19 protein-coding genes, 13 tRNA genes, 3 rRNA genes and 1 riboswitch are annotated in these 24,935 nt (G+C 46.5%); of the genes, 3 read left to right on the top strand and 32 right to left on the bottom strand.

What is annotated here, in order from left to right; translation table 11 throughout:
* Window positions 1-37: 37 nt before the first annotated feature.
* From tatC to moaC, 4 genes are read right to left on the bottom strand one after another with little or no spacing between them, the layout of a single operon-like run.
* A complete protein-coding gene (gene tatC, locus ABTV07_RS01710) occupies window positions 38-799 on the bottom strand; it encodes a twin-arginine translocase subunit TatC (RefSeq protein WP_433746670.1) in 762 nt (253 codons plus the stop codon).
* An 18-nt stretch (window positions 800-817) separates the two neighbouring features.
* Complete coding sequence (locus ABTV07_RS01705) at window positions 818-991, bottom strand: twin-arginine translocase TatA/TatE family subunit (protein WP_433746667.1); 174 nt, start codon at window positions 989-991, stop codon at window positions 818-820.
* A 50-nt stretch (window positions 992-1,041) separates the two neighbouring features.
* Window positions 1,042-1,719, bottom strand: coding sequence for a redox-sensing transcriptional repressor Rex (locus ABTV07_RS01700; RefSeq protein WP_433746664.1), 678 nt, complete (start codon window positions 1,717-1,719; stop codon window positions 1,042-1,044).
* A 27-nt stretch (window positions 1,720-1,746) separates the two neighbouring features.
* Window positions 1,747-2,241: a cyclic pyranopterin monophosphate synthase MoaC gene (gene moaC / locus ABTV07_RS01695; protein WP_433746661.1), complete on the bottom strand. Its 495-nt coding sequence runs from the start codon at window positions 2,239-2,241 to the stop codon at window positions 1,747-1,749.
* A gap of 160 nt (window positions 2,242-2,401) precedes the next feature.
* Between moaC and ABTV07_RS01690 the strand changes: the two genes are divergently transcribed.
* Window positions 2,402-4,345, top strand: coding sequence for an ABC-F family ATP-binding cassette domain-containing protein (locus ABTV07_RS01690; protein WP_433746659.1), 1,944 nt, complete (start codon window positions 2,402-2,404; stop codon window positions 4,343-4,345).
* Window positions 4,346-4,603: 258 nt separating this feature from the next.
* On the opposite strand, the gene ABTV07_RS01685 is transcribed toward ABTV07_RS01690, so the two are convergent.
* The 7 genes from ABTV07_RS01685 to tsaE all read right to left on the bottom strand — a co-directional run bounded on the left by ABTV07_RS01685 (window position 4,604) and on the right by tsaE (window position 11,715).
* Window positions 4,604-5,614: a homoserine dehydrogenase gene (locus tag ABTV07_RS01685; protein WP_433746656.1), complete on the bottom strand. Its 1,011-nt coding sequence runs from the start codon at window positions 5,612-5,614 to the stop codon at window positions 4,604-4,606.
* Complete coding sequence (gene metX, locus ABTV07_RS01680; RefSeq protein WP_433746653.1) at window positions 5,604-6,677, bottom strand: homoserine O-acetyltransferase MetX; 1,074 nt, start codon at window positions 6,675-6,677, stop codon at window positions 5,604-5,606. Before metX ends, ABTV07_RS01685 begins: the two co-directional genes overlap by 11 nt.
* A complete protein-coding gene (locus ABTV07_RS01675; RefSeq protein WP_433746651.1) occupies window positions 6,667-7,974 on the bottom strand; it encodes a homocysteine synthase in 1,308 nt (435 codons plus the stop codon). The genes metX and ABTV07_RS01675 overlap by 11 nt, the downstream gene beginning before the upstream one ends.
* Before the next feature lie 84 nt (window positions 7,975-8,058).
* A riboswitch (SAM riboswitch) is annotated at window positions 8,059-8,172 on the bottom strand.
* 911 nt (window positions 8,173-9,083) lie between these two features.
* Window positions 9,084-10,103, bottom strand: a complete 1,020-nt coding sequence (gene tsaD / locus ABTV07_RS01670) for a tRNA (adenosine(37)-N6)-threonylcarbamoyltransferase complex transferase subunit TsaD (RefSeq protein ID WP_433746648.1) — start codon at window positions 10,101-10,103, stop codon at window positions 9,084-9,086.
* Entirely contained in the window at window positions 10,096-10,560 is a 465-nt protein-coding gene (rimI, locus tag ABTV07_RS01665; RefSeq protein ID WP_433746645.1) for a ribosomal protein S18-alanine N-acetyltransferase, read from the bottom strand. The genes tsaD and rimI overlap by 8 nt, the downstream gene beginning before the upstream one ends.
* Window positions 10,561-10,564: 4 nt before the next feature.
* Window positions 10,565-11,263, bottom strand: coding sequence for a tRNA (adenosine(37)-N6)-threonylcarbamoyltransferase complex dimerization subunit type 1 TsaB (gene tsaB / locus ABTV07_RS01660; protein WP_433746642.1), 699 nt, complete (start codon window positions 11,261-11,263; stop codon window positions 10,565-10,567).
* A complete protein-coding gene (gene tsaE / locus ABTV07_RS01655; protein ID WP_433746640.1) occupies window positions 11,260-11,715 on the bottom strand; it encodes a tRNA (adenosine(37)-N6)-threonylcarbamoyltransferase complex ATPase subunit type 1 TsaE in 456 nt (151 codons plus the stop codon). The genes tsaB and tsaE overlap by 4 nt, the downstream gene beginning before the upstream one ends.
* A gap of 225 nt (window positions 11,716-11,940) precedes the next feature.
* Between tsaE and ABTV07_RS01650 the strand changes: the two genes are divergently transcribed.
* Window positions 11,941-13,149, top strand: a complete 1,209-nt coding sequence (locus ABTV07_RS01650) for a hypothetical protein (RefSeq protein WP_433746637.1) — start codon at window positions 11,941-11,943, stop codon at window positions 13,147-13,149.
* A gap of 134 nt (window positions 13,150-13,283) precedes the next feature.
* Here ABTV07_RS01650 and ABTV07_RS01645 read toward each other — a convergent pair.
* From ABTV07_RS01645 to ABTV07_RS01565, 17 genes are all read right to left on the bottom strand, one after another.
* Window positions 13,284-13,360, bottom strand: a tRNA-Asp gene (locus ABTV07_RS01645).
* A gap of 7 nt (window positions 13,361-13,367) precedes the next feature.
* Window positions 13,368-13,441, bottom strand: a tRNA-Met gene (locus ABTV07_RS01640).
* Between the two features lie 225 nt (window positions 13,442-13,666).
* Window positions 13,667-13,782: ribosomal RNA gene (gene rrf, locus ABTV07_RS01635) — 5S ribosomal RNA — on the bottom strand.
* A 69-nt stretch (window positions 13,783-13,851) separates the two neighbouring features.
* Window positions 13,852-16,786 (bottom strand): 23S ribosomal RNA (locus ABTV07_RS01630).
* Between the two features lie 237 nt (window positions 16,787-17,023).
* Window positions 17,024-18,574, bottom strand: a 16S ribosomal RNA gene (locus tag ABTV07_RS01625).
* The 16S, 23S and 5S rRNA genes sit together here with 13 tRNA genes alongside, the layout of an rRNA operon.
* A 103-nt stretch (window positions 18,575-18,677) precedes the next feature.
* A tRNA-Gly gene (locus ABTV07_RS01620) sits at window positions 18,678-18,751 on the bottom strand.
* Window positions 18,752-18,772: 21 nt separating this feature from the next.
* Window positions 18,773-18,849: transfer RNA gene (locus ABTV07_RS01615), tRNA-Pro, on the bottom strand.
* 97 nt (window positions 18,850-18,946) lie between these two features.
* Window positions 18,947-19,023 (bottom strand) — tRNA-Arg (locus ABTV07_RS01610).
* Window positions 19,024-19,033: 10 nt separating this feature from the next.
* Window positions 19,034-19,119 (bottom strand) — tRNA-Leu (locus ABTV07_RS01605).
* A 68-nt stretch (window positions 19,120-19,187) separates the two neighbouring features.
* Window positions 19,188-19,272 (bottom strand) — tRNA-Leu (locus ABTV07_RS01600).
* 38 nt (window positions 19,273-19,310) lie between these two features.
* Window positions 19,311-19,386: transfer RNA gene (locus ABTV07_RS01595), tRNA-Lys, on the bottom strand.
* Between the two features lie 4 nt (window positions 19,387-19,390).
* A tRNA-Gln gene (locus tag ABTV07_RS01590) sits at window positions 19,391-19,465 on the bottom strand.
* A gap of 97 nt (window positions 19,466-19,562) precedes the next feature.
* Window positions 19,563-19,639, bottom strand: a tRNA-Asp gene (locus ABTV07_RS01585).
* A gap of 81 nt (window positions 19,640-19,720) precedes the next feature.
* Window positions 19,721-19,795: transfer RNA gene (locus ABTV07_RS01580), tRNA-Glu, on the bottom strand.
* Window positions 19,796-19,803: 8 nt separating this feature from the next.
* Window positions 19,804-19,894, bottom strand: a tRNA-Ser gene (locus ABTV07_RS01575).
* 11 nt (window positions 19,895-19,905) lie between these two features.
* Window positions 19,906-19,980, bottom strand: a tRNA-Asn gene (locus ABTV07_RS01570).
* Window positions 19,981-20,129: 149 nt separating this feature from the next.
* Window positions 20,130-20,585 (bottom strand): SprT family protein, encoded by a 456-nt coding sequence (locus ABTV07_RS01565; RefSeq protein WP_433746634.1) that lies wholly within the window; start codon window positions 20,583-20,585, stop codon window positions 20,130-20,132.
* Window positions 20,586-20,706: 121 nt separating this feature from the next.
* On the opposite strand from ABTV07_RS01565, the gene cmpA reads away from it, so the two are divergent.
* Window positions 20,707-20,820, top strand: a complete 114-nt coding sequence (gene cmpA / locus ABTV07_RS01560; RefSeq protein WP_433746631.1) for a cortex morphogenetic protein CmpA — start codon at window positions 20,707-20,709, stop codon at window positions 20,818-20,820.
* Between the two features lie 20 nt (window positions 20,821-20,840).
* Here the strand turns inward: cmpA and ABTV07_RS01555 are convergent, their stop codons facing one another.
* The 4 genes from ABTV07_RS01555 to rsbW all read right to left on the bottom strand — a co-directional run bounded on the left by ABTV07_RS01555 (window position 20,841) and on the right by rsbW (window position 24,934).
* Window positions 20,841-23,015 carry a Tex family protein gene (locus tag ABTV07_RS01555; protein ID WP_433746628.1) on the bottom strand — a complete coding sequence of 725 codons (2,175 nt, stop codon included), beginning with the start codon at window positions 23,013-23,015 and terminating at the stop codon, window positions 20,841-20,843.
* A 74-nt stretch (window positions 23,016-23,089) separates the two neighbouring features.
* A complete protein-coding gene (locus tag ABTV07_RS01550) occupies window positions 23,090-23,689 on the bottom strand; it encodes a PP2C family serine/threonine-protein phosphatase (RefSeq protein WP_433746625.1) in 600 nt (199 codons plus the stop codon).
* Window positions 23,686-24,486: an RNA polymerase sigma factor SigB gene (sigB, locus tag ABTV07_RS01545; RefSeq protein ID WP_433746623.1), complete on the bottom strand. Its 801-nt coding sequence runs from the start codon at window positions 24,484-24,486 to the stop codon at window positions 23,686-23,688. Before sigB ends, ABTV07_RS01550 begins: the two co-directional genes overlap by 4 nt.
* Complete coding sequence (gene rsbW, locus ABTV07_RS01540; protein WP_433751035.1) at window positions 24,464-24,934, bottom strand: anti-sigma B factor RsbW; 471 nt, start codon at window positions 24,932-24,934, stop codon at window positions 24,464-24,466. The genes sigB and rsbW overlap by 23 nt, the downstream gene beginning before the upstream one ends.
* Window position 24,935: the final 1 nt, after the last annotated feature.

The raw sequence follows: 24,935 nt of genomic DNA, 5'->3' as shown, positions 1-24,935 counted from the left end.
CTTCCGCTATGGGAGGTCTATTTTTTCGCACTATATTTTAATCTTCTTCTCTTGATTCTTCCTGCTCCTGCAGCTTCTCTGCCTCAAGCGATTTGCGGTATCCGATCCTCGCAATGGCGATGCTGATCTCATAAAGAATCAACAGCGGGACCGTCACCATCATATGGGACACGATATCCGGAGGCGTAATGATCGCCGCGATGACAAGAAGGATAAAGTAAGCATACTTCCGGATTTTCCCGAGGAACATCGGCGTGACAATTCCGAGCCTTGTCAAAAACAGCATGACCACCGGCAGCTGGAATAGGAAACCGAACGGCACGGTAATCTGGAATAAGAACTGGAAGTATTCGTTGATTCCGATGACTTGCTGGATCTCCATATCCCCTGACAAATTCATCATGAACTTGATGATATTCGGGAAAAGGATGAAGTAGGAGAACGCCAGCCCTGCCAAGAACAGGATGACGGAAAATGGTATGTAGCTGAGCGTCACTTTACGTTCCCGTTCATACAATCCCGGGCTGATGAACGCCCACAATTGGTAGAGGATCACAGGAGAAGTCAGGATCACCGCTAAGAAGAAGATCATTTCCATATATACTTTGAATGGATCTGTTATGCGAAATGCATTCATCGTCAGCTGGCTTGCTTCATCCGCATGCTGAAGAAAACGGATCAGCGGCTGGGAGATGAAGAAGCTTGCCACGATAGCAACGAAGAAGAAAACGACTACAATGATGAGCCGTTTTCTCAATTCGCCTATATGTTCAAAAATCGTCATATCTTTTTGATTCATTGCTCAATCATCCTATCATTACTTGGAGCTGTCATTTTTAACATCATCATCGTCGTCAGCCAAGCCTTTTGTTGCGTTTTTGAATTCGCGCAATGTATTTCCAGCAGCTTTTCCAAGTTCAGGCAACTTCTTCGGCCCAAAAATGAGCAATGCTACAAATACGATCACAATCATACTACCTACACCTACCATTGCGCACACCTCCCTTTTATTAACATCATAACGGAAAAAATTTGTAATGGCTATTCCGTTTTGCTTTCTTCCTGTGACAAATCTGTTTCATCCATCGGATAATGCTTCAGGAAATAAACCAATGACTGCAGCTCAACCGCAAGATCGATGTGATGGACCCGGATGGAGTTCGGGACATTCAGCCTGGCCGGTGTGAAATTCAAAATCCCTTTCACATTGGCTTGTACAAGATGATCCGTGATGCTTTGCGCCACTTGAGCCGGCACCGTCAAAATAGCTACGGTAATCCCTGAATCGGCAAGCTTCTCTTCTAGATTCTTCAGGCTGTAGATGGGGACATCCCCGATAGAAGATCCGATTTTTTCATCATCGATATCAAACGCCATCTCGATCTTCGTATTGTTATTTTTAAGAAAGTTATAATGAAGAAATGCGGTACCTAAGTTGCCGACGCCGATCAGCGCAACCTTGGTCAATTCATCCTGGTCAAGGGTTTTGCTGAAAAACGAGAGCAAGTAATTCACATTATAGCCATATCCCTTTTTCCCCAACGCTCCAAAGTAGGAAAAATCCCGGCGGATCGTGGCGGAATCGACTTTGACCGCTTCGCTCAGTTCAGCAGAGGACACCCTCTGTTTCCCCGATGAATGCAAGTTCTTCAAAAAACGATAATATAATGGCAAACGCTTTGCTGTTGCTTGTGGTATTTTAGTTAACTCCTGCGTCATAAATTCAACCCCTAAAACGTTAATTCCTTAATCTTCAATCAATCGCTTATAGTCGGGGCTCGAAACTCCCCCGGTCTTCTCAAGCAACTGGGTAGGTCCGATCACCATGCCTTTATCGACCGCTTTGCACATATCGTAGATCGTCAGTGCAGTGACGGATGCAGCTGTTAACGCTTCCATTTCCACCCCGGTGCTTCCCTTCGTTTTGACGGAAACGGTGATCTCCAACTGATGGTCTTCCCCTGCTTCTTTCCATTTAAATGAGATATCGATCCCTTTCAATGGAATGGGGTGGCACATCGGGATGATGTCCCATGTTTTCTTGGCAGCCATGATTCCAGCTACTTGGGCCACTCCAAGGACATCGCCTTTTTTATTCTCGTTGTTCTGTATCTGTCTGTAGACAACCTGATTGACAGTGATGGAAGAAAGTGCGACAGCCGTCCGCGTTGTATCCGGCTTATTGCTGACATCGACCATTCTCGCCCTGCCTTCTTCATTAAAATGAGTAAAGTCCTTCATAAGCTGACACCTCTTTGTTCATGATACACTATTTTTCCTCTATTGTCTGTTGCATGTTGAATATCCACTTATATTGCCGAAATGGCCCGGGATGCGATAAACTTGTACTAATGGAAACGAATAGTAATCAGGTTTCCGGCATTCATAGAGGTGAATAAAAATGATACTACTGCAAGTTCATCAGCTTACAAAATTATTTGGTGCTGAACTTATTTTATCGAATATAAAGCTAGAAGTACAAACAAGAGACCGCATCGCCCTCGTCGGAAGAAACGGCGCAGGGAAATCGACTCTGTTAAAGATCATTGCAGGGCATATGTCCCACGACTCAGGCGAGATCATGAAGCCAAAGGAAGTCTCCATCGGCTATCTCGCACAGAACACCGGACTCGAGTCATCGCTGTCCATCTGGGAAGAAATGCTTCTGGTCTTCAAAGATCTCCAGGAGATGGAAAAGGAGCTGCGTTCCCTCGAACAAAGCATGGCAGACCCCTCCATCTATGAAGATGAGGAACGGTACAGCCGACTCCTGAAGGAATATGACCAGCTGCAAGTCAAATTCAAGGATCAAGGCGGCTATCAGTTCGAAGCGGACATCCGCTCCGTCCTGCATGGGCTGAACTTCGCATCATTTGACTACGACACGAAAATCTCCGCACTCAGCGGAGGACAGAAGACACGTCTTGCCCTTGGGAAGCTTCTATTGACGAAACCGGACATTCTCATCCTGGATGAGCCGACCAACCACTTGGACATCGATACACTGTCCTGGCTGGAGCAATACCTTCAAGGCTATCCCGGTGCGGTACTGATCGTGTCCCATGACCGCTACTTCCTTGATAAAGTCGTGAATCAAGTGTACGAAGTCTCCAGAAAGAAAATCAGCAAATACAAAGGCAACTATAGTTCCTACCTCGATCAAAAGGCAGACGAGTACGAACGGAATATGAAGCAGTACGAGAAACAGCAGGAAGAAGTCGCAAAGCTTCAGGACTTCATCCAGAAGAACCTTGCACGTGCGTCGACGACGAAGCGGGCGCAAAGCAGGCGGAAGCAATTAGATCGTATGGAATTGATGGATAAGCCGCTCGGGGATGAAAAATCCGCCAGCTTCCATTTTGAAATTGAAAGGCAGAGCGGCAATGAAGTGCTCCAAGTCACGGATGGCTCTATTGGATACAATGGACAAGCCGTATCGAATGGCATCAATGTTCGCATCACAAAAGGCGAGAGCATTGCCCTTGTCGGTCCAAATGGAATCGGCAAATCCACACTGCTAAAAACCATCGTTGAAAGGCTTCCCCTCCTCCAAGGGAATGTCCATCTCGGCACAAACGTTTCCATTGGCTACTATGACCAGGAACAGGCAGAGCTTTCTTCCAATAAAACGGTGCTCAGTGAACTGTGGGACGAATATGCGATGAAAACGGAGAAGGAAATAAGAACGGTGCTCGGCAACTTCCTCTTTTCCGGAGATGACGTTCTTAAGCCCGTCCATGCACTGAGCGGCGGTGAAAAAGCCCGTCTTGCCCTTTCAAAGCTCATGATGCAGCGGTGCAATTTCCTGATTCTCGATGAGCCTACGAACCACTTGGATCTCGACAGCAAGGAAGTTTTGGAGAATTCTTTGATTGACTATCCGGGCACCATTTTATTTGTGTCCCACGACCGCTATTTTATCAACCGGATTGCCACAAAAGTTGTGGAGCTATCTGAAGATGGTGCACAGGAATACCTCGGGGACTACGATTATTTCATTGAGAAAAAGAACGAAATGATCGAGCTGGCAGAATGGGAGAACAATCAGTCTCCTGCAGCAGCCTCCACGAAACAGGAATCATCCACTGATAAACAAAGCTTCTTAAAAGATAAGGAAGCCAAAAAGCTGGAGCGTCAGCGAAAAAGAAGAATTGAAGAAATCGAAGAAAAGATGGAAGAGCTTGAGGCCATCGTAGCGGAAAAAGAAGAACTCCTCTGCGACCCGGAAGTCTTTCAGGACCACGAAAAAGTAATGAAATACAACGAAATCATCCAATCTTCCAAAGCAGAAATCGAAACGTTGATGGAAGAATGGGCTGAACTCGAAGAACTATTACAAGATTAGAATATAAAAGATGATGGCCTGTGTCGGGCCATCATCTTTTTTTCACAGGTTATTCTACAATTATCAACAAATTTGTACACAGAGAAAGGTTGGTTTTAACGTTATTCACAGAGTTTTTCCACATTGTCCACAAGACACTTTCAAGTAATCCACAGAAATAACAGTTTATCCACAGGTGATTGTTGATAGTTTTACACACCAAAACGACATTTATCTACAACTTATGCACAAGCTGTGCACAAAACATTTGTTCTTATTTTAGTGGATTGCCCTCACTTTGGATGCTTCCCGGAAAGGCTTTGGATTTGGATTCTTTTGAAAGTGCTGTGTCAAATCTTCCAGTATGGCGCTGGCAGTTGGAAGCCCCCCTGCCCCCGGCCCTTGCAGAAACAGCCTTCCCAATAAATCGGTATGCACAACAATTCCATTATCCACACCCTCTACATGATACAAAGGATGGGTTTCATTTAATGATTGAGGTTCAACCGCCGCGGTGATATTTCCGTCTTCATCTTTTCCAATGGAAGCAACCAATTTAATTCGCTGCCCTCCCGCAGATGCCTCCTCGAAATCCTTTATCGAAAGCTCGTTGATACCCGTGCACTCTACCTTTTTCCACTCAGGCTGCTTGCCAAATACGAGCTCGCTGATAATCATCAGTTTATAAAAGGAGTCTTTCCCAAGGATATCATTCGATGGATCCGCTTCAGCGTAGCCATTCCGCTGTGCCCTCTTAAGCGCTTCATCAAATGAAATGCCTTCTCCCCTCATTGTGGATAAGATAAAATTAGAGGTCCCATTCAATATTCCTTCGATTTTTGAAACGCGGTTGGCATGCAACAACTGATTGAGGACAGCAATGATAGGGATTCCACCCGCAACGGCTGCTTCAAAATGAAATTCTGTTCCATTCGCATCCGCTTCCCTCCGCAGTTTTTCCCCTTTATGGGCGGCCATTTCTTTATTGGCTGTTATGACCGGAATGCCGGCATTTAAAAACTTCACTCCATACGTGTATGCAGGCTCCACCCCTACGATGGCTTCTATGGCAGCGTCGATCTTCGGCAGCTCCAGCAATTTCTTAAAATCTGTCGTGACCAGAACGTCACTCGCAATATTTCGCGGTTTGCGGGCATCCTTCACAAGGACCCCCTTCACCACAATTTCCGTTCCAAGTATTTTTCTTAAACCATCCTGATGGGAGGCAATGGTGCGGTAGACACTTTCTCCAACAGTTCCAAAACCGAGCAGTACCACATTAATCGGCATCCAATCTCTCCTTTATGAAAGGTCCCCACTTCTCAAATTCAACGAGGAACCCGTCATGGCCATATTTTGTTTCAATTTCGATAAAATCAGAGCGGGAGCCAAACTTTTGAAGCCGTTCCGCAGCTTCTTTCATGACCTCCGGGGGATATAAAAGATCGTCCTTATAGGCAATGAACAGTGTTTCCGCTTTAATTTTACTCAGTGCGCTCTCAATCCCGTCCCGCTCCCTTCCGATATCATGGGAGTCCATGGCTTTCAGTAAATAAATATAGCTGTTAGCGTCAAATCGTCTCGTCAATTTCTCTCCCTGGTAATGCAGATAGCTTTCCACGTCATATTCCAGGCCGCCAATCCCGCTTTCATCCTGGATTCGCCTTCTCTGGGATTTTTCATTAAAGGCATCCCGTGAACGATAAGTCACCATTCCAATCATTCTCGCTGTACTCAAACCATTCAGAGGCGGGGCGCTCACGGTGTATTTTCCATTCTTCCAGAGAGGGTCGTCATAGATGGCTTTCCTCCCGATTGCATTAAACGCGATCCCATAGTCTGATAAGGCAGGTGTGACAGCAAGCGGAATCAGTAGATTCATAAAAGCAGGATGCATGATGCCGAACTCCAAGGTCTGCATCCCCCCCAGTGAACCTCCTATGACCGCATGAAGATGGCGGATGCCCAGCTGTTTCAGTGCTTCATACTGCACGGTAACCATATCCCTAATTGTAATCAGGGGAAAATCCGTCTGGTACAGCGCCCCCACACCCGACCGCTCACTTGCTGGACCGGTTGTTCCGTCGCAGCCGCCAAGTACATTCATCGTGATGACCTGCCAATCCTTTGTATCGATGAAACCTCCATGCCCGATCAACCCAGCCCACCAGCCAGGCTCATCTACAGTTCCGACTGCGCGGTGATTCCCTGTTAAGGCGTGGCAAATCAATATGGCTGGCTTCTCCCTGTTTCCTGCCCTTTCAAACGCAACTTCCACCTGATGGAGGATGGCTCCTGATTCCAGTTTGATAGAATCGAGTGTGACAATCCCGGTTTCTGCTTTATACGGCACTGGCTTTCCCTGAGCCAACCAGTAAAGCCTGATCCAAGTCCGCAATCAAGTCTTCAACTGTCTCAATGCCGACTGACAAGCGGATTAAATCTTCCGTCACACCAGTTGATTTCAGTTCCTCGCCATCCAACTGCAGGTGGGTCGTGGAAGCAGGATGAATGACCAGCGACTTAGCATCCCCTACATTGGCTAAATGGGACCAGAGATGAACGTTATCGATGAATGTCCTGCCTGCGTCCCTGCCGCCTTTGATGCCAAAATTGACGATTGCCCCGAAGCCGTCTTTTAAATATTTTTTCGCAAGGTCATGGGATGGATGCGTCTCAAGGCTTGGATGCGACACCCACGCCACTGCGTCATGATTCTCCAAGTATTGGGCTATTTTCTCCGCATTTCTGTTATGCTCCTTGATCCTTAAATGGAGGGTTTCGAGTCCCTGCAGCAGCAAGAACGAATTGAATGGACTTAGACAAGCACCGAAATCCCTTAACAGCTGAACCCTCGCTTTCGTGATAAAAGCAGCCGGACCTACGTCCTGTGCGTAGCGGATGCCGTGGTAGCTCTTATCCGGCTCCGTGAAATCCGGGAACTTCGGATGGTTCCAGTCAAATTTTCCGCCGTCCACGATGACGCCTCCAATTGAATTCCCGTGTCCCCCGATCCATTTCGTTGCGGAATGGACGACGATATCCGCTCCCCACTTGATTGGCTGGCAGACATATGGCGTGGCAAACGTATTATCCACAATCAATGGGATCGATGCTTCATGCGCAATTTCGGCCACCCGCTCCACATCCAGGACATTGAGGCTTGGATTCCCGATGATTTCAGCAAACACTGCTTTCGTTTTTTCTGTAATGGCTTTGTGGAAATTTTCGGGATCTGTTGAATCCACGAATTTCACCTTGATGCCGTACCTTGGAAGAGTGACGGCGAATAAGTTATACGTTCCCCCATATAGGTTTGTCGCTGCAACAATCTCGTCGCCGGCACCGGCAATATTGAGGATGGCAAAAGTAATGGCTGCCATTCCGGAAGAAACCGCCAACGCGCCTATCCCACCTTCAAGCAAGGCAATCCGCTTTTCGAGCACATCCGTCGTCGGATTCATGATCCGGGTATAGATATTCCCTGACTCCTGGAGAGAAAATAACTTCTGAGCATGTTCCGTATTTTCAAAGACATAGGAACTCGTTTGATAAATCGGTACTGCCCTCGATCCAGTCACAGCATCCGGTTCCTGCCCACCGTGAAGCAGCAGTGTTTCCAATCCAAATTCTTTTTTTACATCCGTCATTACGCAAAACCTCCTCAAAATTTTAGATAAAGCAAAAAGGCCCTCTTCAAATAAGAAGAGGGCCTAAAAAATCAACGCTTCCTCCCCTTATCTTTCAGGAAATCAATCCTGCAGGAATTAGCACCTTTTCAGATCAAGGACGATCTGATGGTTGCTGAGGTATCATAGGGCCAGCCCCTCCACCTCTCTGGATAAGAGATAAAACTATTCAATTAAGTTAATACACACCTTAACAAGGAAAAAGAAGAATGTCAATTGTTTATTTTGAAATTTCTAAAAAATCCTTCTTTCATTCTATTCTATTTTCGGTGGATGGTGATTATGACATTTGATTTTTGGGTGTGCCGGGGCGGGGCGAAGGTCGTCGAGCGACATCGAGGTGCCTGTCATCGGACATCAAGGTGCCTGTCACGCCCCGCCTTTTGTCGGTTCGTGACGAAAATTGCTGGTGCTGGGTTAGGCATTCACCGTAAATTAGGGCACTGGCGCAAAGGAGGGTGGTTTTCGCGCATAACCGGTACTGCCTCGCGCATAGCAAGGGATTTTTGGCGCATAGAGTACAAGAGATGGCGCATAGACAGGCTTTTTTCGCGCATAGGCCCTTTGGCGAGGGATACCAACCCCTGTTTTCCATGCTATTTCCTTAAATTTTCCTCACCTTGTAAATCCAAATGGACAAATTTTGCCCTTTTCACTCAATTTTTGACCATTCAGCCCCCGATTGCGGACAAATCTTCAGTTCTCCTCCAATTTTTACCCATTCGAACACCACCTATGAACACTTCCCCCGTTCTCAGCCACGATTCGGGTGCTCGGTGGTGTCTTCTCTCGGGGAAATGGCCGCTGGCGCATAAGAAGTGGCTTTTCGCGCAAAGGCGGGCCCGGCCGGCGCATAGCGGCCACTTTTTCGCGCATAGAACAGGACCGGCGGCGCATAGACAACCGTTTCTCGCGCATAAAGCCTATCACGGTGACTTACCAGCCTTGTTATCTGATCACTTTTCCCCTTTTGCATAAGAAAATGATCAAATTTGTTGTCAATTATATAAAAATCCTTATAAAAATTAAAAATCCCCTCCCAAAAAGGAAGAGGATCATTATTTTACATATTACATCGATTCAATATCCAGCCCTGGATGAGCATTCATCGCATAGTCGCCGCGGTTGCCTTTTTCGAACAGGACTGTACCAGCGGCAGCGATCATGGCCGCGTTATCCGTACATAAAGAAAGCGGCGGAATAATCAACTCTACGTCCTTAATTTCAGCGAATGCAGATTCAAGTGCAGCCCTTAATCCTTTATTCGCTGCAACCCCGCCTGCAAGAAGGACTTGTTTGACATCATACTCATCAACAGCCCTGAGCGTCTTTGTCACAAGGACATCAATGACGCTTTCCTGAAAGCTTGCAGCCAGGTCCTGAGGCTCAATTGTTTCGCCTCTCTGTTCTGCATTATGAAGGGTATTGATGACCGCGGACTTAAGCCCGCTGAAGCTGAAGTCATAGGATCCTTCCTCCAGCCATGCACGCGGCAGCTTCAAAGTCGGCTGCCCCTCTTGTGCAAGACGATCAATATGAGGACCTCCCGGATATGGAAGGTTCAATGTACGCGCCACTTTATCGTAGGCTTCACCAGCAGCATCATCACGGGTCTCACCGATAACTTCAAAAGAGCCATGCTCCTTCATGTACACAAGTTCTGTATGGCCTCCAGAAACCACCAGCGAAATCAAAGGAAATTTCATATCCGCAATCAAACGGTTAGCATAGATATGCCCTGCAATATGATGGACCCCAACCAACGGGATGCCATGGGCAAATGCAAGTGCTTTAGCGGCATTGACTCCGACAAGCAGCGCCCCAACAAGACCCGGTCCCTCCGTTACGGCAATCGCATCTATATCCGAAAAGCTGACCGAAGCCTCTTTCAATGCTTCATCAATGACGATCGTAATTTGCTCCACATGGTGTCGTGATGCAATCTCCGGCACCACTCCGCCAAATCGTTTGTGGCTTTCGATTTGGGAAGCTACCACATTTGATAAGATTTCCGTACCATTCTTTATGACGGCCGCGGCTGTTTCATCGCAGCTTGTTTCTATTCCAAGTACAATCGTATCTTTATTCATTAATAGTCACCCACATAATTAATGCATCCTCTTGATTATCCGTATAGTATCTCTTCCTGATTCCACCTTCCTGGAATCCAAGCTTCCGATACATGGACTGTGCAGGCAGATTGCTCACCCTGACTTCGAGAGTCGCTGTTTTGGCCCCATGTTCCTGCGCCAGCTTCAGCATTTTCTCCATAAGCGTCAGACCAATGCCTTTCCCGCGGAAATCAGGCAATACCGCCACATTGGTGATATGAGCTTCGTCCAAAACCAGCCAAACGCCGCAATAGCCTGCAATCCTGCCTTCCAACTCTGCTACAAGATAAAATGCAAATTGATTATTTTCGATTTCGTTATAAAATGCTTCCCTGCTCCATGGGATGGTGAACGATTCATGCTCCACCTTCAGGACATCTTCAAGATCATCCACCGCCATGAAACGATAAAGAATTCTGTCTTTGATATTTTCCATATCCCTATTCCTTTGCTTTTTGTGCTTCCAGCCATTTTGCTTCTGCTTCCGCAAGTCGAACGTAGTTAGGAACAATCGTATGCACATCTGCAGGTTCGGCATGCATCCCCATCAAAGCCAGTTCAGAAGGACGAGGATTGTTCTGTGTAACCCCGGCAAAATGCGCCTTGCCACCCAGGATCTCCGAAATCTTCTCCCGGTGAAGCGGCACATCATTTCCCACAAATAGAACAGGCTTGTCCATTTCCTTTAAGGACTCTACCCAATCTACCAGCATGACATTGCAGTCTTCTTGGATCTCTGCCAATTCGCCGTCCCTGAACTCATACAGCCCAGTGTAGACTTGACCTCTTCTTGCATCGAACAAAGGGCATATCAACCCATCAAAATTTCTGCCGGACGCTGCCAGGAATGCAAGACTTGAAACCCCTGCAATAGGGATATTCAAGCTCCATGCCAATGTTTTCGCAATGGTCATCCCGATTCTGACACCTGTATAGGAACCTGGTCCAAGAGCCACCACAATTTTGGAAAGATCCGCAGGCTTCGCATCACAATCCTTCAATAGCATGTCAATGGCAGGCATGACACGGATGCTGTGGTTCTTTTTCACGGTGGTGATATATTCGCCAATCACCAAGTCCTCTTCCATTAAAGCAAGACCTAATGTGTAATTAGATGTATCGATCGCTAATACTTTCATTTAAAAATCTCCTCGCACAAACGCTCATACTGTTCGCCAGCAGAAACCACTTCAATTCGGCGTTCATTATCCCCGCGGTGGAAAATAGAAATCTCCAGCCGTTCAATTGGAAGCTGGCTTTCAATTAAATGCGCCCACTCGACGACAGTCACACCTTCACCCTCAAAATATTCGTCGAAGCCAAGATCCTCATCAGAATCGCTCACCCGATATACATCCATGTGGTATAAGGGCAAATTCCCCTGATATTCTTTAATGATCGTGAAAGTCGGGCTGTTGACCGTCCTTTTGACGCCAAGACCCTTTGCCAACCCTTTGGTGAAAGTCGTTTTTCCAGCTCCCAGGTCTCCTTCCAAAAGAAGAACAGCTCCGGGCCAAAGCTTTCCGGCCAACTTCTCAGCAAAAGCTTGCGTCTCTTCTGTATTATATAAATTCATTTCAAACTTCTTCATGATGAACTCCTCAATTCATATGGAACAAAATCAGTAAAAAAGAAAAACCCTAGGAATCAACCATCCTAAGGACACTAACCTAACAGTAGTTTACAACTTTTTAAAGAGAAGTGCAAAAGCATCCTGCCCAATAACAGGCAAAGTCATGATTCATTCAAAAAGGAAATATATGTACTAATATGGAATTACATATATCAATCTAATTTGGGGTGGGGTTAAAAACAGATGTCAGACTATCATAATCAAATTTACCAAGACATTGCGGCGGCAGATATAGAAAGATATTGGCCAGGTTTTGAACTGGTTGCATTTGCAGTATATGATCATAGCCAAGTCTATTTATTCAATCATCCTAAATTCAAAATGGATCAACGAAAAAATTATCATGTAATAAAACGGAATGAACAGTTTAACAGCTGCACACTCATCCTCTATGAAGAATATCCAACAGCAATCGTCGACTTAGCTTTGGTGGAAGGTTATGAAGATCTATATTCCATCCTCATTCACGAGTTATTTCACGGGTTTCAGTATCTAAAAGGAGAAAACAGATTTCCAGATGAAATGAAAGGCATCACATATCCTTTATTAAGAGAAAATGTTGAGTTAAGGAATCGGGAACGAATAAATCTCTTTAACGCATTGATAGAAGAGAACAGACTTAAAAAGAAGCAATATCTAAATTCCTTTATTGCAATCAGGGAACTAAGAGCCTCAAAAATAAATGAATATCTAGAATATGAAACATTAATTGAAACAGTAGAAGGACCTGCCTGGTATGTAGAATTAAAGGCATATGCAGAGAAAAGTTCCTTGTCATACAGTACCATTCTGGAAAAATACGGCCAATCTTTATTAGACATCTATGAATCCACTTCTAATTTAAGGAGAAGCTGCTATAGTTCAGGTTTATTTATGTGTTTATTACTGGATGAGTTTTCACCGGATTGGAAAGACCAATACTTAAGTGGAACGGGTACTTTATACGATGTATTCAAACTGCTTTCAAGTGAATACTCAGATACACCTCTTGATGGTGCAGAAATTCTCCTGGATACAGAGGACGTCATTCATTTTGCTCTTGAAAAGAGGGAAATCGAATTCAAGAAATTTCAAGAACAAAAAGGAGTGCGGCTGAACATTTTCGGTGAAATCACAGCCCGATCTTTCGACCCCATGAATATTATTACTTTAGGGGAACGAATGCTGCATAAGAAATTCTTGAAGATAAGAATCAACGATGAAGATTATTTGCTGCAGCAGCCTGTCGTTGCATATAGCAAAAATGGACTTAAAGACATTTATGAACTGAATTTGATTGTACAATCTGAACCTGTCGAAAATGATGATTCACTAACAATTAAAGGTGTTGGAGAGATAAAGGGCAGGGTAAGGAAGCAAGGAAATTCTTTTGAATTATTTACAAATGAATAAGCGATGAGAATCGTCCATATATTTTGGTATAGAAAAAGCTTGGAGCAGGCAGCCCCAAGCTTTTTTATATTTCAATTTACATATATTTTTTTGGGCATAAAAAAAAACGAAATCAAGTTTCGTTATCTTTTAAGTGGCGGTCTGGACGGGACTCGAACCCGCGACCTCCTGCGTGACAGGCAGGCATTCTAACCAACTGAACTACCAGACCAAAATGATTGCGGGGACAGGATTTGAACCTGCGACCTTCGGGTTATGAGCCCGACGAGCTACCAGACTGCTCCACCCCGCGACGATAGAAAAATAATTATTTGGTGATCTTACGCATTAGTTTGGTAAAGACCACCCCGACTTCAGCAAGCTTATTCAAGATGCAGCTCAGTCGGTGCGCTGAAGTGATACCTTCGAAGTTTATTCGAACGTGCTCCACCCCGCGACGATAGAATATAAATCTTGACGATAATTGATTACTCTTTAAATCATATGTTCAGTCAGTCAAAATATGATTAAAAGTAATGCCCGGCGACGTCCTACTCTTGCAGGGGGAAACCCCCAACTACCATTGGCGCTGAAGAGCTTAACTTCCGTGTTCGGTATGGGAACGGGTGTGGCCTCTTCGCCGTAATCACCGGACATATGAGAGTTTGTTCTCTCAAAACTAGATAAAGCGTAAGTGACAAGTTAAACCGGAATCAACCAAATGTGGTTAAGTCCTCGATCGATTAGTATCCGTCAGCTGCACACGTCGCCGTGCTTCCACCTCGGACCTATCAACCTGATCATCTTTCAGGGATCTTACTAGCTTGACGCTATGGGAAATCTCATCTTGAGGGGGGCTTCATGCTTAGATGCTTTCAGCACTTATCCCTTCCGCACATAGCTACCCAGCGATGCCTTTGGCAAGACAACTGGTACACCAGCGGTGCGTCCATCCCGGTCCTCTCGTACTAAGGACAGCTCCTCTCAAATTTCCTGCGCCCACGACGGATAGGGACCGAACTGTCTCACGACGTTCTGAACCCAGCTCGCGTACCGCTTTAATGGGCGAACAGCCCAACCCTTGGGACCGACTACAGCCCCAGGATGCGATGAGCCGACATCGAGGTGCCAAACCTCCCCGTCGATGTGGACTCTTGGGGGAGATAAGCCTGTTATCCCCGGGGTAGCTTTTATCCGTTGAGCGATGGCCCTTCCATGCGGAACCACCGGATCACTAAGCCCGACTTTCGTCCCTGCTCGACTTGTAGGTCTCGCAGTCAAGCTCCCTTGTGCCTTTACACTCTACGAATGATTTCCAACCATTCTGAGGGAACCTTTGGGCGCCTCCGTTACCTTTTAGGAGGCGACCGCCCCAGTCAAACTGCCCACCTGACACTGTCTCCCGCCCCGATAAGGGGCGTGGGTTAGAATTTCAATACAGCCAGAGTAGTATCCCACCGATGCCTCCACCGAAGCTGGCGCTCCGGTTTCAACGGCTCCTACCTATCCTGTACAAGCTGTACCAAAATTCAATATCAGGCTACAGTAAAGCTCCACGGGGTCTTTCCGTCCTGTCGCGGGTAACCTGCATCTTCACAGGTACTATAATTTCACCGAGTCTCTCGTTGAGACAGTGCCCAGATCGTTACGCCTTTCGTGCGGGTCGGAACTTACCCGACAAGGAATTTCGCTACCTTAGGACCGTTATAGTTACGGCCGCCGTTTACTGGGGCTTCGGTTCAGAGCTTCGCTTGCGCTAACCCCTCTCCTTAACCTTCCAGCACCGGGCAGGCGTCAGCCCCTATACTTCGCCTTGCGGCTTCGCAGAGACCTGTGTTTTTGCTAAACAGTCGCCTGGGCCTATTCACTGCGGCTCTCTCGGGCTTGCACCCTACCAGAGCACCCCTTCTCCCGAAGTTACGGGGTCATTTTGCCGAGTTCCTTAACGAGAGTTCTCTCGCTCACCTTAGGATTCTCTCCTCGCCTACCTGTGTCGGTTTGCGGTACGGGCACCATTGATCTTGCTAGAGGCTTTTCTAGGCAGTGTGAAATCAGGAACTTCGGTACTAAATTTCCCTCGCTGTCACAGCTCAGCCTTATGATGACAAGGATTTGCCTCATCATCAGCCTTGCTGCTTAGACGCGCATATCCAACAGCGCGCTTACCCTATCCTTCTGCGTCCCCCCATTGCTCAAACGATCAAGAGGTGGTACAGGAATATCAACCTGTTATCCATCGCCTACGCCTTTCGGCCTCGGCTTAGGTCCCGACTAACCCTGAGCGGACGAGCCTTCCTCAGGAAACCTTAGGCATTCGGTGGATGGGATTCTCACCCATCTTTCGCTACTCATACCGGCATTCTCACTTCTAAGCGCTCCACCAGTCCTTACGGTCTAGCTTCAACGCCCTTAGAACGCTCTCCTACCACTGACACCAACGGTGTCAATCCACAGCTTCGGTGATACGTTTAGCCCCGGTACATTTTCGGCGCAGAGTCACTCGACCAGTGAGCTATTACGCACTCTTTAAATGGTGGCTGCTTCTAAGCCAACATCCTGGTTGTCTAAGCAACTCCACATCCTTTTCCACTTAACGTATACTTGGGGACCTTAGCTGGTGGTCTGGGCTGTTTCCCTTTCGACTACGGATCTTATCACTCGCAGTCTGACTCCCAACGATAAGTCTTTGGCATTCGGAGTTTGTCTGAATTCGGTAACCCGATGAGGGCCCCTAGTCCAAACAGTGCTCTACCTCCAAGACTCTTCCGTTGAGGCTAGCCCTAAAGCTATTTCGGAGAGAACCAGCTATCTCCAGGTTCGATTGGAATTTCTCCGCTACCCACACCTCATCCCCGCACTTTTCAACGTGCGTGGGTTCGGGCCTCCATCCAGTGTTACCTGGACTTCACCCTGGACATGGGTAGATCACCTGGTTTCGGGTCTACGACCACATACTCAAAACGCCCTATTCAGACTCGCTTTCGCTGCGGCTCCGCCTCATCAGCTTAACCTTGCATGTAATCGTAACTCGCCGGTTCATTCTACAAAAGGCACGCCATCACCCATTAACGGGCTCTGACTACTTGTAGGCACACGGTTTCAGGATCTCTTTCACTCCCCTTCCGGGGTGCTTTTCACCTTTCCCTCACGGTACTGGTTCACTATCGGTCACTAGGGAGTATTTAGCCTTGGGAGATGGTCCTCCCAGCTTCCGACGGGATTTCACGTGTCCCGCCGTACTCAGGATCCACTCTGGAGGGAACGAAGTTTCAACTACAGGATTTTTACCTTCTCTGATGGACCTTTCCAGATCTCTTCGTTTACTTCGTTCCTTTGTAACTCCGTATAGAGTGTCCTACAACCCCAAGAGGCAAGCCTCTTGGTTTGGGCTATGTCCCGTTTCGCTCGCCGCTACTCAGGGAATCGCGTTTGCTTTCTCTTCCTCCGGGTACTAAGATGTTTCAGTTCCCCGGGTCTGCCTTCCATACCCTATGTATTCAGGTAAAGATACTGTTCCATTACGAACAGTGGGTTCCCCCATTCGGAAATCTCCGGATCAAAGCTTACTTACAGCTCCCCGAAGCATATCGGTGTTAGTCCCGTCCTTCATCGGCTCCTAGTGCCAAGGCATCCACCGTGCGCCCTTTCTAACTTAACCTATTTGACAATTTACATTGTCAGGTTTGATTTGCGTATGACTGAAAGTCATTCACCAAAAAAATTCTAAAGTGGCGATTCTCGGTTTATGTCACTTACTTACTTTATCTAGTTTTCAAAGAACAAGTCGACCAACCATCCAGCCATGCTGAAGATTGATCTCTCTATTTGTTTGATAGAATTGATCTATCAAAACTGAACAAAACAGAAACGGTCAACATCTTGTAAATATCCTTAGAAAGGAGGTGATCCAGCCGCACCTTCCGATACGGCTACCTTGTTACGACTTCACCCCAATCATCTGTCCCACCTTAGGCGGCTGGCTCCATAAAGGTTACCCCACCGACTTCGGGTGTTACAAACTCTCGTGGTGTGACGGGCGGTGTGTACAAGGCCCGGGAACGTATTCACCGCGGCATGCTGATCCGCGATTACTAGCGATTCCAGCTTCATGCAGGCGAGTTGCAGCCTGCAATCCGAACTGAGAACGGTTTTATGGGATTGGCTCGACTTTGCAGTTTTGCAGCCCTTTGTACCGTCCATTGTAGCACGTGTGTAGCCCAGGTCATAAGGGGCATGATGATTTGACGTCATCCCCACCTTCCTCCGGTTTGTCACCGGCAGTCACCTTAGAGTGCCCAACTGAATGCTGGCAACTAAGGTCAAGGGTTGCGCTCGTTGCGGGACTTAACCCAACATCTCACGACACGAGCTGACGACAACCATGCACCACCTGTCACTCTGTCCCCCGAAGGGGAACGCCCTATCTCTAGGGTTGTCAGAGGATGTCAAGACCTGGTAAGGTTCTTCGCGTTGCTTCGAATTAAACCACATGCTCCACCGCTTGTGCGGGCCCCCGTCAATTCCTTTGAGTTTCAGCCTTGCGGCCGTACTCCCCAGGCGGAGTGCTTAATGCGTTAGCTGCAGCACTAAAGGGCGGAAACCCTCTAACACTTAGCACTCATCGTTTACGGCGTGGACTACCAGGGTATCTAATCCTGTTTGCTCCCCACGCTTTCGCGCCTCAGCGTCAGTTACAGACCAAAGAGCCGCCTTCGCCACTGGTGTTCCTCCACATCTCTACGCATTTCACCGCTACACGTGGAATTCCGCTCTTCTCTTCTGCACTCAAGTTCCCCAGTTTCCAATGACCCTCCACGGTTGAGCCGTGGGCTTTCACATCAGACTTAAGGAACCGCCTGCGCGCGCTTTACGCCCAATAATTCCGGACAACGCTTGCCACCTACGTATTACCGCGGCTGCTGGCACGTAGTTAGCCGTGGCTTTCTGGTTAGGTACCGTCAAGGTGCGAGCAGTTACTCTCGCACTTGTTCTTCCCTAACAACAGAGTTTTACGATCCGAAAACCTTCTTCACTCACGCGGCGTTGCTCCGTCAGACTTTCGTCCATTGCGGAAGATTCCCTACTGCTGCCTCCCGTAGGAGTCTGGGCCGTGTCTCAGTCCCAGTGTGGCCGATCACCCTCTCAGGTCGGCTACGCATCGTGGCCTTGGTGAGCCGTTACCTCACCAACTAGCTAATGCGCCGCGGGCCCATCTGTAAGTGATAGCCGAAACCATCTTTCAGCCTTCCTCCAGGAGGAGGAAGGAATTATCCGGTATTAGCCCCGGTTTCCCGGAGTTATCCCAGTCTTACAGGCAGGTTGCCCACGTGTTACTCACCCGTCCGCCGCTGAAATCAGGGAGCAAGCTCCCATCAATCCGCTCGACTTGCATGTATTAGGCACGCCGCCAGCGTTCGTCCTGAGCCAGGATCAAACTCTCCGAAAAGTTGTTGGCCAAAGCCACAATTTTTCAAGCTTGATTAGCTCGATTTTTAAAAAATAGAATTAACGTTGACGTTTTGTTTTGTTCAGTTTTCAAAGATCAATTTTGGAGCGGGTGAAGGGAATCGAACCCTCATCATCAGCTTGGAAGGCTGAGGTTTTACCACTAAACTACACCCGCATATAATATTGAAAGAATTCATGGTCGGGAAGACAGGATTCGAACCTGCGACCCCTTGGTCCCAAACCAAGTGCTCTACCAAGCTGAGCTACTTCCCGGAATATGATAGATTTACTATGAATTTGCTTTGCTCGTTAACATCATAGTGTTTTCTATGTACACTCGGTGCAACTCGCTCGCTTGTTTGAAAATTTATGGCGCGCCCGACAGGAGTCGAACCCATAACCTTCTGATCCGTAGTCAGACGCTCTATCCAATTGAGCTACGGGCGCATGATGTGTTTGGTGCGGCCGAGAGGACTTGAACCTCCACGGGGTTGCCCCCACTAGGCCCTCAACCTAGCGCGTCTGCCATTCCGCCACGACCGCATTTTAGCGACAGGATCTATTATAACCTGATGGCTTTTATAAAGTCAAGAACTTTTTTTAAAAAGAAATGGTGCGGGTGAAGGGACTTGAACCCCCACGCCTTGCGGCGCCAGATCCTAAGTCTGGTGCGTCTGCCAATTCCGCCACACCCGCATATTATGGAAGATTTTTCGCTTTGCGCAAAAATCTTATGGTGAGCCATGAAGGACTCGAACCTTCGACCCTCTGATTAAAAGTCAGATGCTCTACCAACTGAGCTAATGGCTCGAAATGGCTGGGCTAGCTGGATTCGAACCAACGCATGTCGCAGTCAAAGTGCGATGCCTTACCGCTTGGCTATAGCCCATCGTGTTTTCATTCTCACCTTAAGGCGAGGTTTTTAGTATATCACCATTTCTTGATCACTGTCAACAAAAAGTTTCAAGTTTTTTCGAAGAAAGAAATGGCGGTCTGGACGGGACTCGAACCCGCGACCTCCTGCGTGACAGGCAGGCATTCTAACCAACTGAACTACCAGACCAGAGTTTTCACCAACGTGAAATAACTTTCATTAATTGCGAAGCAAAATAAGTATCCTTTATTGCTCGCTAGATTGAATAAATGGTGACCCGTACGGGATTCGAACCCGTGTTACCGCCGTGAAAGGGCGGTGTCTTAACCGCTTGACCAACGGGCCGATATGTATGGCGGAGAAGGAGGGATTTGAACCCTCGCGCCGCTTACGCGACCTACACCCTTAGCAGGGGCGCCTCTTCAGCCTCTTGAGTACTTCCCCAAACATAAAAATGGCTCCGCAGGCAGGACTCGAACCTGCGACCGATCGGTTAACAGCCGATAGCTCTACCACTGAGCTACTGCGGAATAAAAAGTATGTTTAATTCGACTCTTTAAATTATACTTAGGGACACCTATACTGTCAAGACGATTTTAAAGAAAAAATAAAGAAGGAATACAGGCTGCTTTTACCTCAATCAAATCCTATTAAACCGCTGTTAGAACCTGTTTCCCCCCTACCCCTTCTTTGCGAGTTTTCCTCCGCATTTCCCGCACACATACCTTTGAACGTTCACTCGTCTTTTCCTATTGAATTTTTGCCCGCATCCCGAACATACGTATAGATGCAGCGTCTGTTGATGTTGCATCACCCTGTTTTTCAAAGGGGTGCAGTGCCGGGGAGATCCAGTTTCCTTCAGCAATTTGCGGAAATCTTCATCTCTGTGCTGATGTCCTTTCCCCTCAATGTGCAAATGATAATGGCACAGCTCATGTTTGATAATGCCGATCAACTCATCCATACCGTGTTCTTCATAATAAGCGGGGTTAATCTCGATATTGTGGGAACGCAGCATATATCTGCCGCCGGTGGTACGCAGCCTTTTATTAAAAAGGGCAATATGTTTGAATGTCTTTCCGAAGACATCTTTTGAAATGGTTTCAGTCAATTTCTGTAGCTTCACATCATTCATTTGAACCCCTCCCCCCATTCAAATCTTCTCTCTATGGTTTAAGGTGTATGTATTCTGTAAACATGACAACCTATTATAGCATACAATGAGTAGCAACTATCATGGCAAGGAGGTATTCCGTATGCCGTCTTGGCTGCAAAAACAAATGCAGAAAGCTTTTCTGGAGAAAAATCGATATCAGATCAAACTTCTTAACCAGTGCTGGTATTTCTATAGAAAAAAACACTGCTCATAATGAACAGTGTTTTTATTCGTTTATTTAGAAGGAAGCATAGTCAGAGCTACCCGTCCTTTTTTTACGTCGACTGAATCTACCCAAACCGTAACGACATCTCCGACAGCCACCACATCTAAAGGGTGTTTGACGAAGCGGTTGCTTAATTTGGAGATATGAACCAACCCATCCTGCTTTACGCCGATATCGACGAATGCACCGAAATCGACCACATTGCGGACGGTTCCTTGCAGTTCCATCCCTTCAGTAAGATCTTCTAATTTAAGGACGTCTTTTTTCAGGATCGGCTTCGGCAATTCATCGCGTGGGTCGCGACCCGGTCTTCTTAATGAATCAAGGATGTCCTTCAGCGTCAATTCCCCGATCTCCAGCTCTGCCGCCAATTCTTGAATCGTGAACTTTTCAAGGGCCGTACTCAATTTATCTGAGCCAAGTTCATTCAATCCCAAACCGAGTTTCTTTAGGAGTTTTTCCACATCCCCGTAGGTCTCAGGGTGAATGGATGTTTTATCAAGCGGATGCTTTCCGTCCATGATCCTCAGGAACCCGATACTTTGCTCATACGTTTTGGCTCCGAGTCGAGGGATCTTCTTCAGTTGGGCTCTGCTATTGATTTTTCCATTTTCATCGCGGAATTTAACGATGTTGTTTGCAACCGTTTTGTTTAGCCCTGCTACATACTGAAGCAAGGAAGATGAAGCTGTATTTACATTCACACCTACTTGGTTAACCACTGTTTCAACTACGAACGTCAATGAATCGTTCAGGTTTTTTTGTGAGACATCATGTTGATACTGCCCCACCCCTACTGATTTTGGATCGATCTTGACCAACTCTGCCAGCGGGTCTTGGAGGCGCCTTGCAATGGACACCGCGCTTCTTTCTTCTACCTGGAGGTCAGGGAACTCTTCCCTCGCCAAGTCAGATGCCGAGTAGACGCTTGCCCCCGCTTCGTTGACGATGATATAGGAAATGTCTCTTTTCGCTTCCTTCAGTGTATCTACTATAAACTGCTCGGTCTCCCTTGATGCAGTCCCATTACCTATCGCGACTAATTCGACAGAGTACTTTTCTAAGACAGAAAGGACGGCATCTTTTGATTTTTCCGGCTGGGCTTTCGGCGGATGCGGGTAGATGACTCCGATATAAAGGACCTTCCCTGTTTCATCCACTACGGAAAGTTTACAGCCTGTCCGATAGGCAGGGTCCACTCCGAGCACTACCTTTCCTTTTAATGGCGGCTGGAGCAGAAGGTTCTTCAAGTTTTCAGCGAAGATGTGGATGGCCTGTTCATCTGCTTTTTCAGTCAATTCGTTTCGGATTTCCCGCTCGATGGAAGGCTGTATCAATCGCTTATATCCATCATTGATCGCATCTCTTACCACTTCAGAAGCAATGGATTTCTCATTAGGAATGAACTTTTTATAAAGGTATTCGTGTATTTTTTCCGTATCAGGCTGAACGGAAACCTTTAGGATTTCCTCTTTTTCTCCTCTGTTGATGGCGAGCGTGCGATGTGGAACGACCTTTGAAAGAGGTTCTGAGTAGTCATAGTACATTTCATAGACATTCTTTTCATCTTTCTCTTCATCTTTTACAGCTGTTGAGAGCTTCCCGGATTTGAATGTTTCACGGCGGATCCATTGACGTGCCGCTGGATCATCGGAGACAATTTCTGCGATGATATCCTTCGCCCCTTCAATTGCTGCTTCAGCAGAATCAACGCCTTTTTCAGATGAAACATATGACACTGCATTTTCTTCAAGGCTGCCTGCTGATGGAAATGTCAGCAGCCATTCTGCCAGTGGTTCCAATCCTTTTTCTTTTGCCACTGTGGCTTTTGTTCTTCTCTTTTGTTTATATGGTCTGTATAGATCCTCTACCACTTGAAGTTTGTCGGCAGATTCAATGGATTTTCTTAGTTCTTCTGTAAGCTTTCCTTGTTCTTCAATCAAACGAAGGACATCTTCTTTTCGTTTGTTTAAATTCTGCATAAATGTCCATTTATCTATGATGGCGCGGATTTGCACCTCATCCAATGCACCGGTCATTTCTTTGCGGTAGCGGGCAATGAATGGGACGGTATTTCCTTCATTGATCATGTCGATTACGTTATGTACCTGCTTTGATTTAAATCCCAACTCTTTCGAAATGGATAGGATCAATTGATCTTCCTGGGTTTTCACTTGATTCAATGTACATCCCCCTATCAGTAAGCATGTTTATAGTTTAACACACCTTTTTGGACAAATATAAAAAGCTCACTCCATTATGAGAGTAAGCTTCCTACAATAAACGTTAAATCGTCATCTGTATTACTATAGCTTCGTTCCAATTCCTGGGCTATGTACTCCAGAGAAAAGGAATCTTTCAACAGACTCTTGGTACTTGAAATCCTTAAACCATCTGAATGGATTAAAAATCTTGCACCTTCTTCAAAAGGATATCGATGGGTATTGAATAGTTGCGGCCTGCCAGATAAATAACCTGTGACAGGTAGTGGGTAGGTTAATTTACCTGTAGGGGAGTATAAATAGAAGCGGATGTTTCCAACGCAGCTATAGACAAAATCCTTGGTCTTGAAATAAGCTTTGACAATGGCAACCGCAGCACCGCGTTTATGGAGCAGCACCTTATTGCATAGCTTCATGAGCGTTTCTACATCTTCATCTTTATTCTCCTCTACTACTTCCGCTACAGCTGAAGATGCTTCATTGGCATATTTTCCGCTGCCTAATCCATCAGCCAACACACAAAGGAAGTATTCATCTGTAGCAGTGAAGTAATAGCTGTCGCCGCACTGTGCTTTACCTTCTTTTGACGTTTGATGCGAAAAGACTTCAACTTCCTTCTGCAATAGATGGTTCATAAGGAAGACCTTTCTGAAAACGCATCTTCTTCAAGGATTGCCTCTTTAAGCTTCTTGATTGCTTTTCGCTGCAGCCTTGAAACATGCATTTGCGAAATGCCAAGCATCTCTCCAGCATCTTTTTGGCTCATGTTCTCAAGGAATGTATATTGGATGATTGAACGCTCCCTGTCACTTAGTACATGAAGAACTTTCTCCAATACAAGCTTTTGGTTGGTTCTTTCATATCCTTCGTCAACATTCCCAACAATATCGAGCAGTGTTACCGTACTGCCTTCTGAGTCCGCTTCAATTGTATGATCCACAGAAAGAGCCTGATAGCTTTTCCCCATTTCCATCGCTTCCAATACTTCCTCCTCGGAAATACCAAGATGGTCTGCGATTTCAATTACACGCGGTGAACGCTGAAGCTCTGTAGTCAACTCTTCAAGCGTCGCTTTTATTTTAGGTCCAAGCTCCTTGATCCTCCTAGGGACGTGAACGCTCCATGTTTTATCTCTTAGGAACCTTTTGATTTCTCCCACAATAGTCGGGATGGCAAAGGCTTCAAAAGATTTGCCGAAAGAATCATCATAGCGCCTGATGGCACCAAGCAAGCCGATCATGCCGACTTGATAGATGTCTTCATGATATGACTTCCCCTTGGAATACTTCCGGGCAATGGATTCGACCAGTCTCTGATAATGGACGACCAGACGATCTTGAGCCTCTTGGTCACCGTGTTCCTGGAAAGCTTTGATCCAGCCATTCACTTGATCACGGGTTTGATTATGATTAGGTTGAGATAGATTCGACATCCCTATCCACCTGCTCTCCTTCAAGGTACTTAGTCATTAAGACTGTAACCCCTTCCTTATGGTGGATTTTCACTTCATCCATAAGGCTTTCAATGAGGTATAGACCTAAACCTCCTTCACGCAAAAACTCAACTTCGAGGTTTTCGTGATAAGGTCCGATTTCCTCGCGTGTTTTTTGAAAATCAAAGCTTGTGCCATGATCGGCAACCATGATTTCCAAACGATTCGCATAGATGCCAAATCCTACGAGGACATCGCCTTCCTCATCTTCTTGATAAGCATGCTGTACCGCATTTGTGATTGCTTCACTTGCAGCGATTTTCAAATCCTCAATAGAGTCATAGGAAAAACCCATTCGACTGGCGATCCCGGAAATTGTAAGCCGGATAACCCCAACAAATTCTGGTTTCCCCGGAACCTTCATCTCGATGTAATCAAAATCTTCCATC

The sequence above is a fragment of the Falsibacillus pallidus genome, assembly GCF_050990905.1.
Taxonomy (GTDB): domain Bacteria; phylum Bacillota; class Bacilli; order Bacillales; family DSM-25281; genus Falsibacillus; species Falsibacillus pallidus_A.
This window is presented reverse-complemented; position numbering and strand designations above follow the sequence as displayed.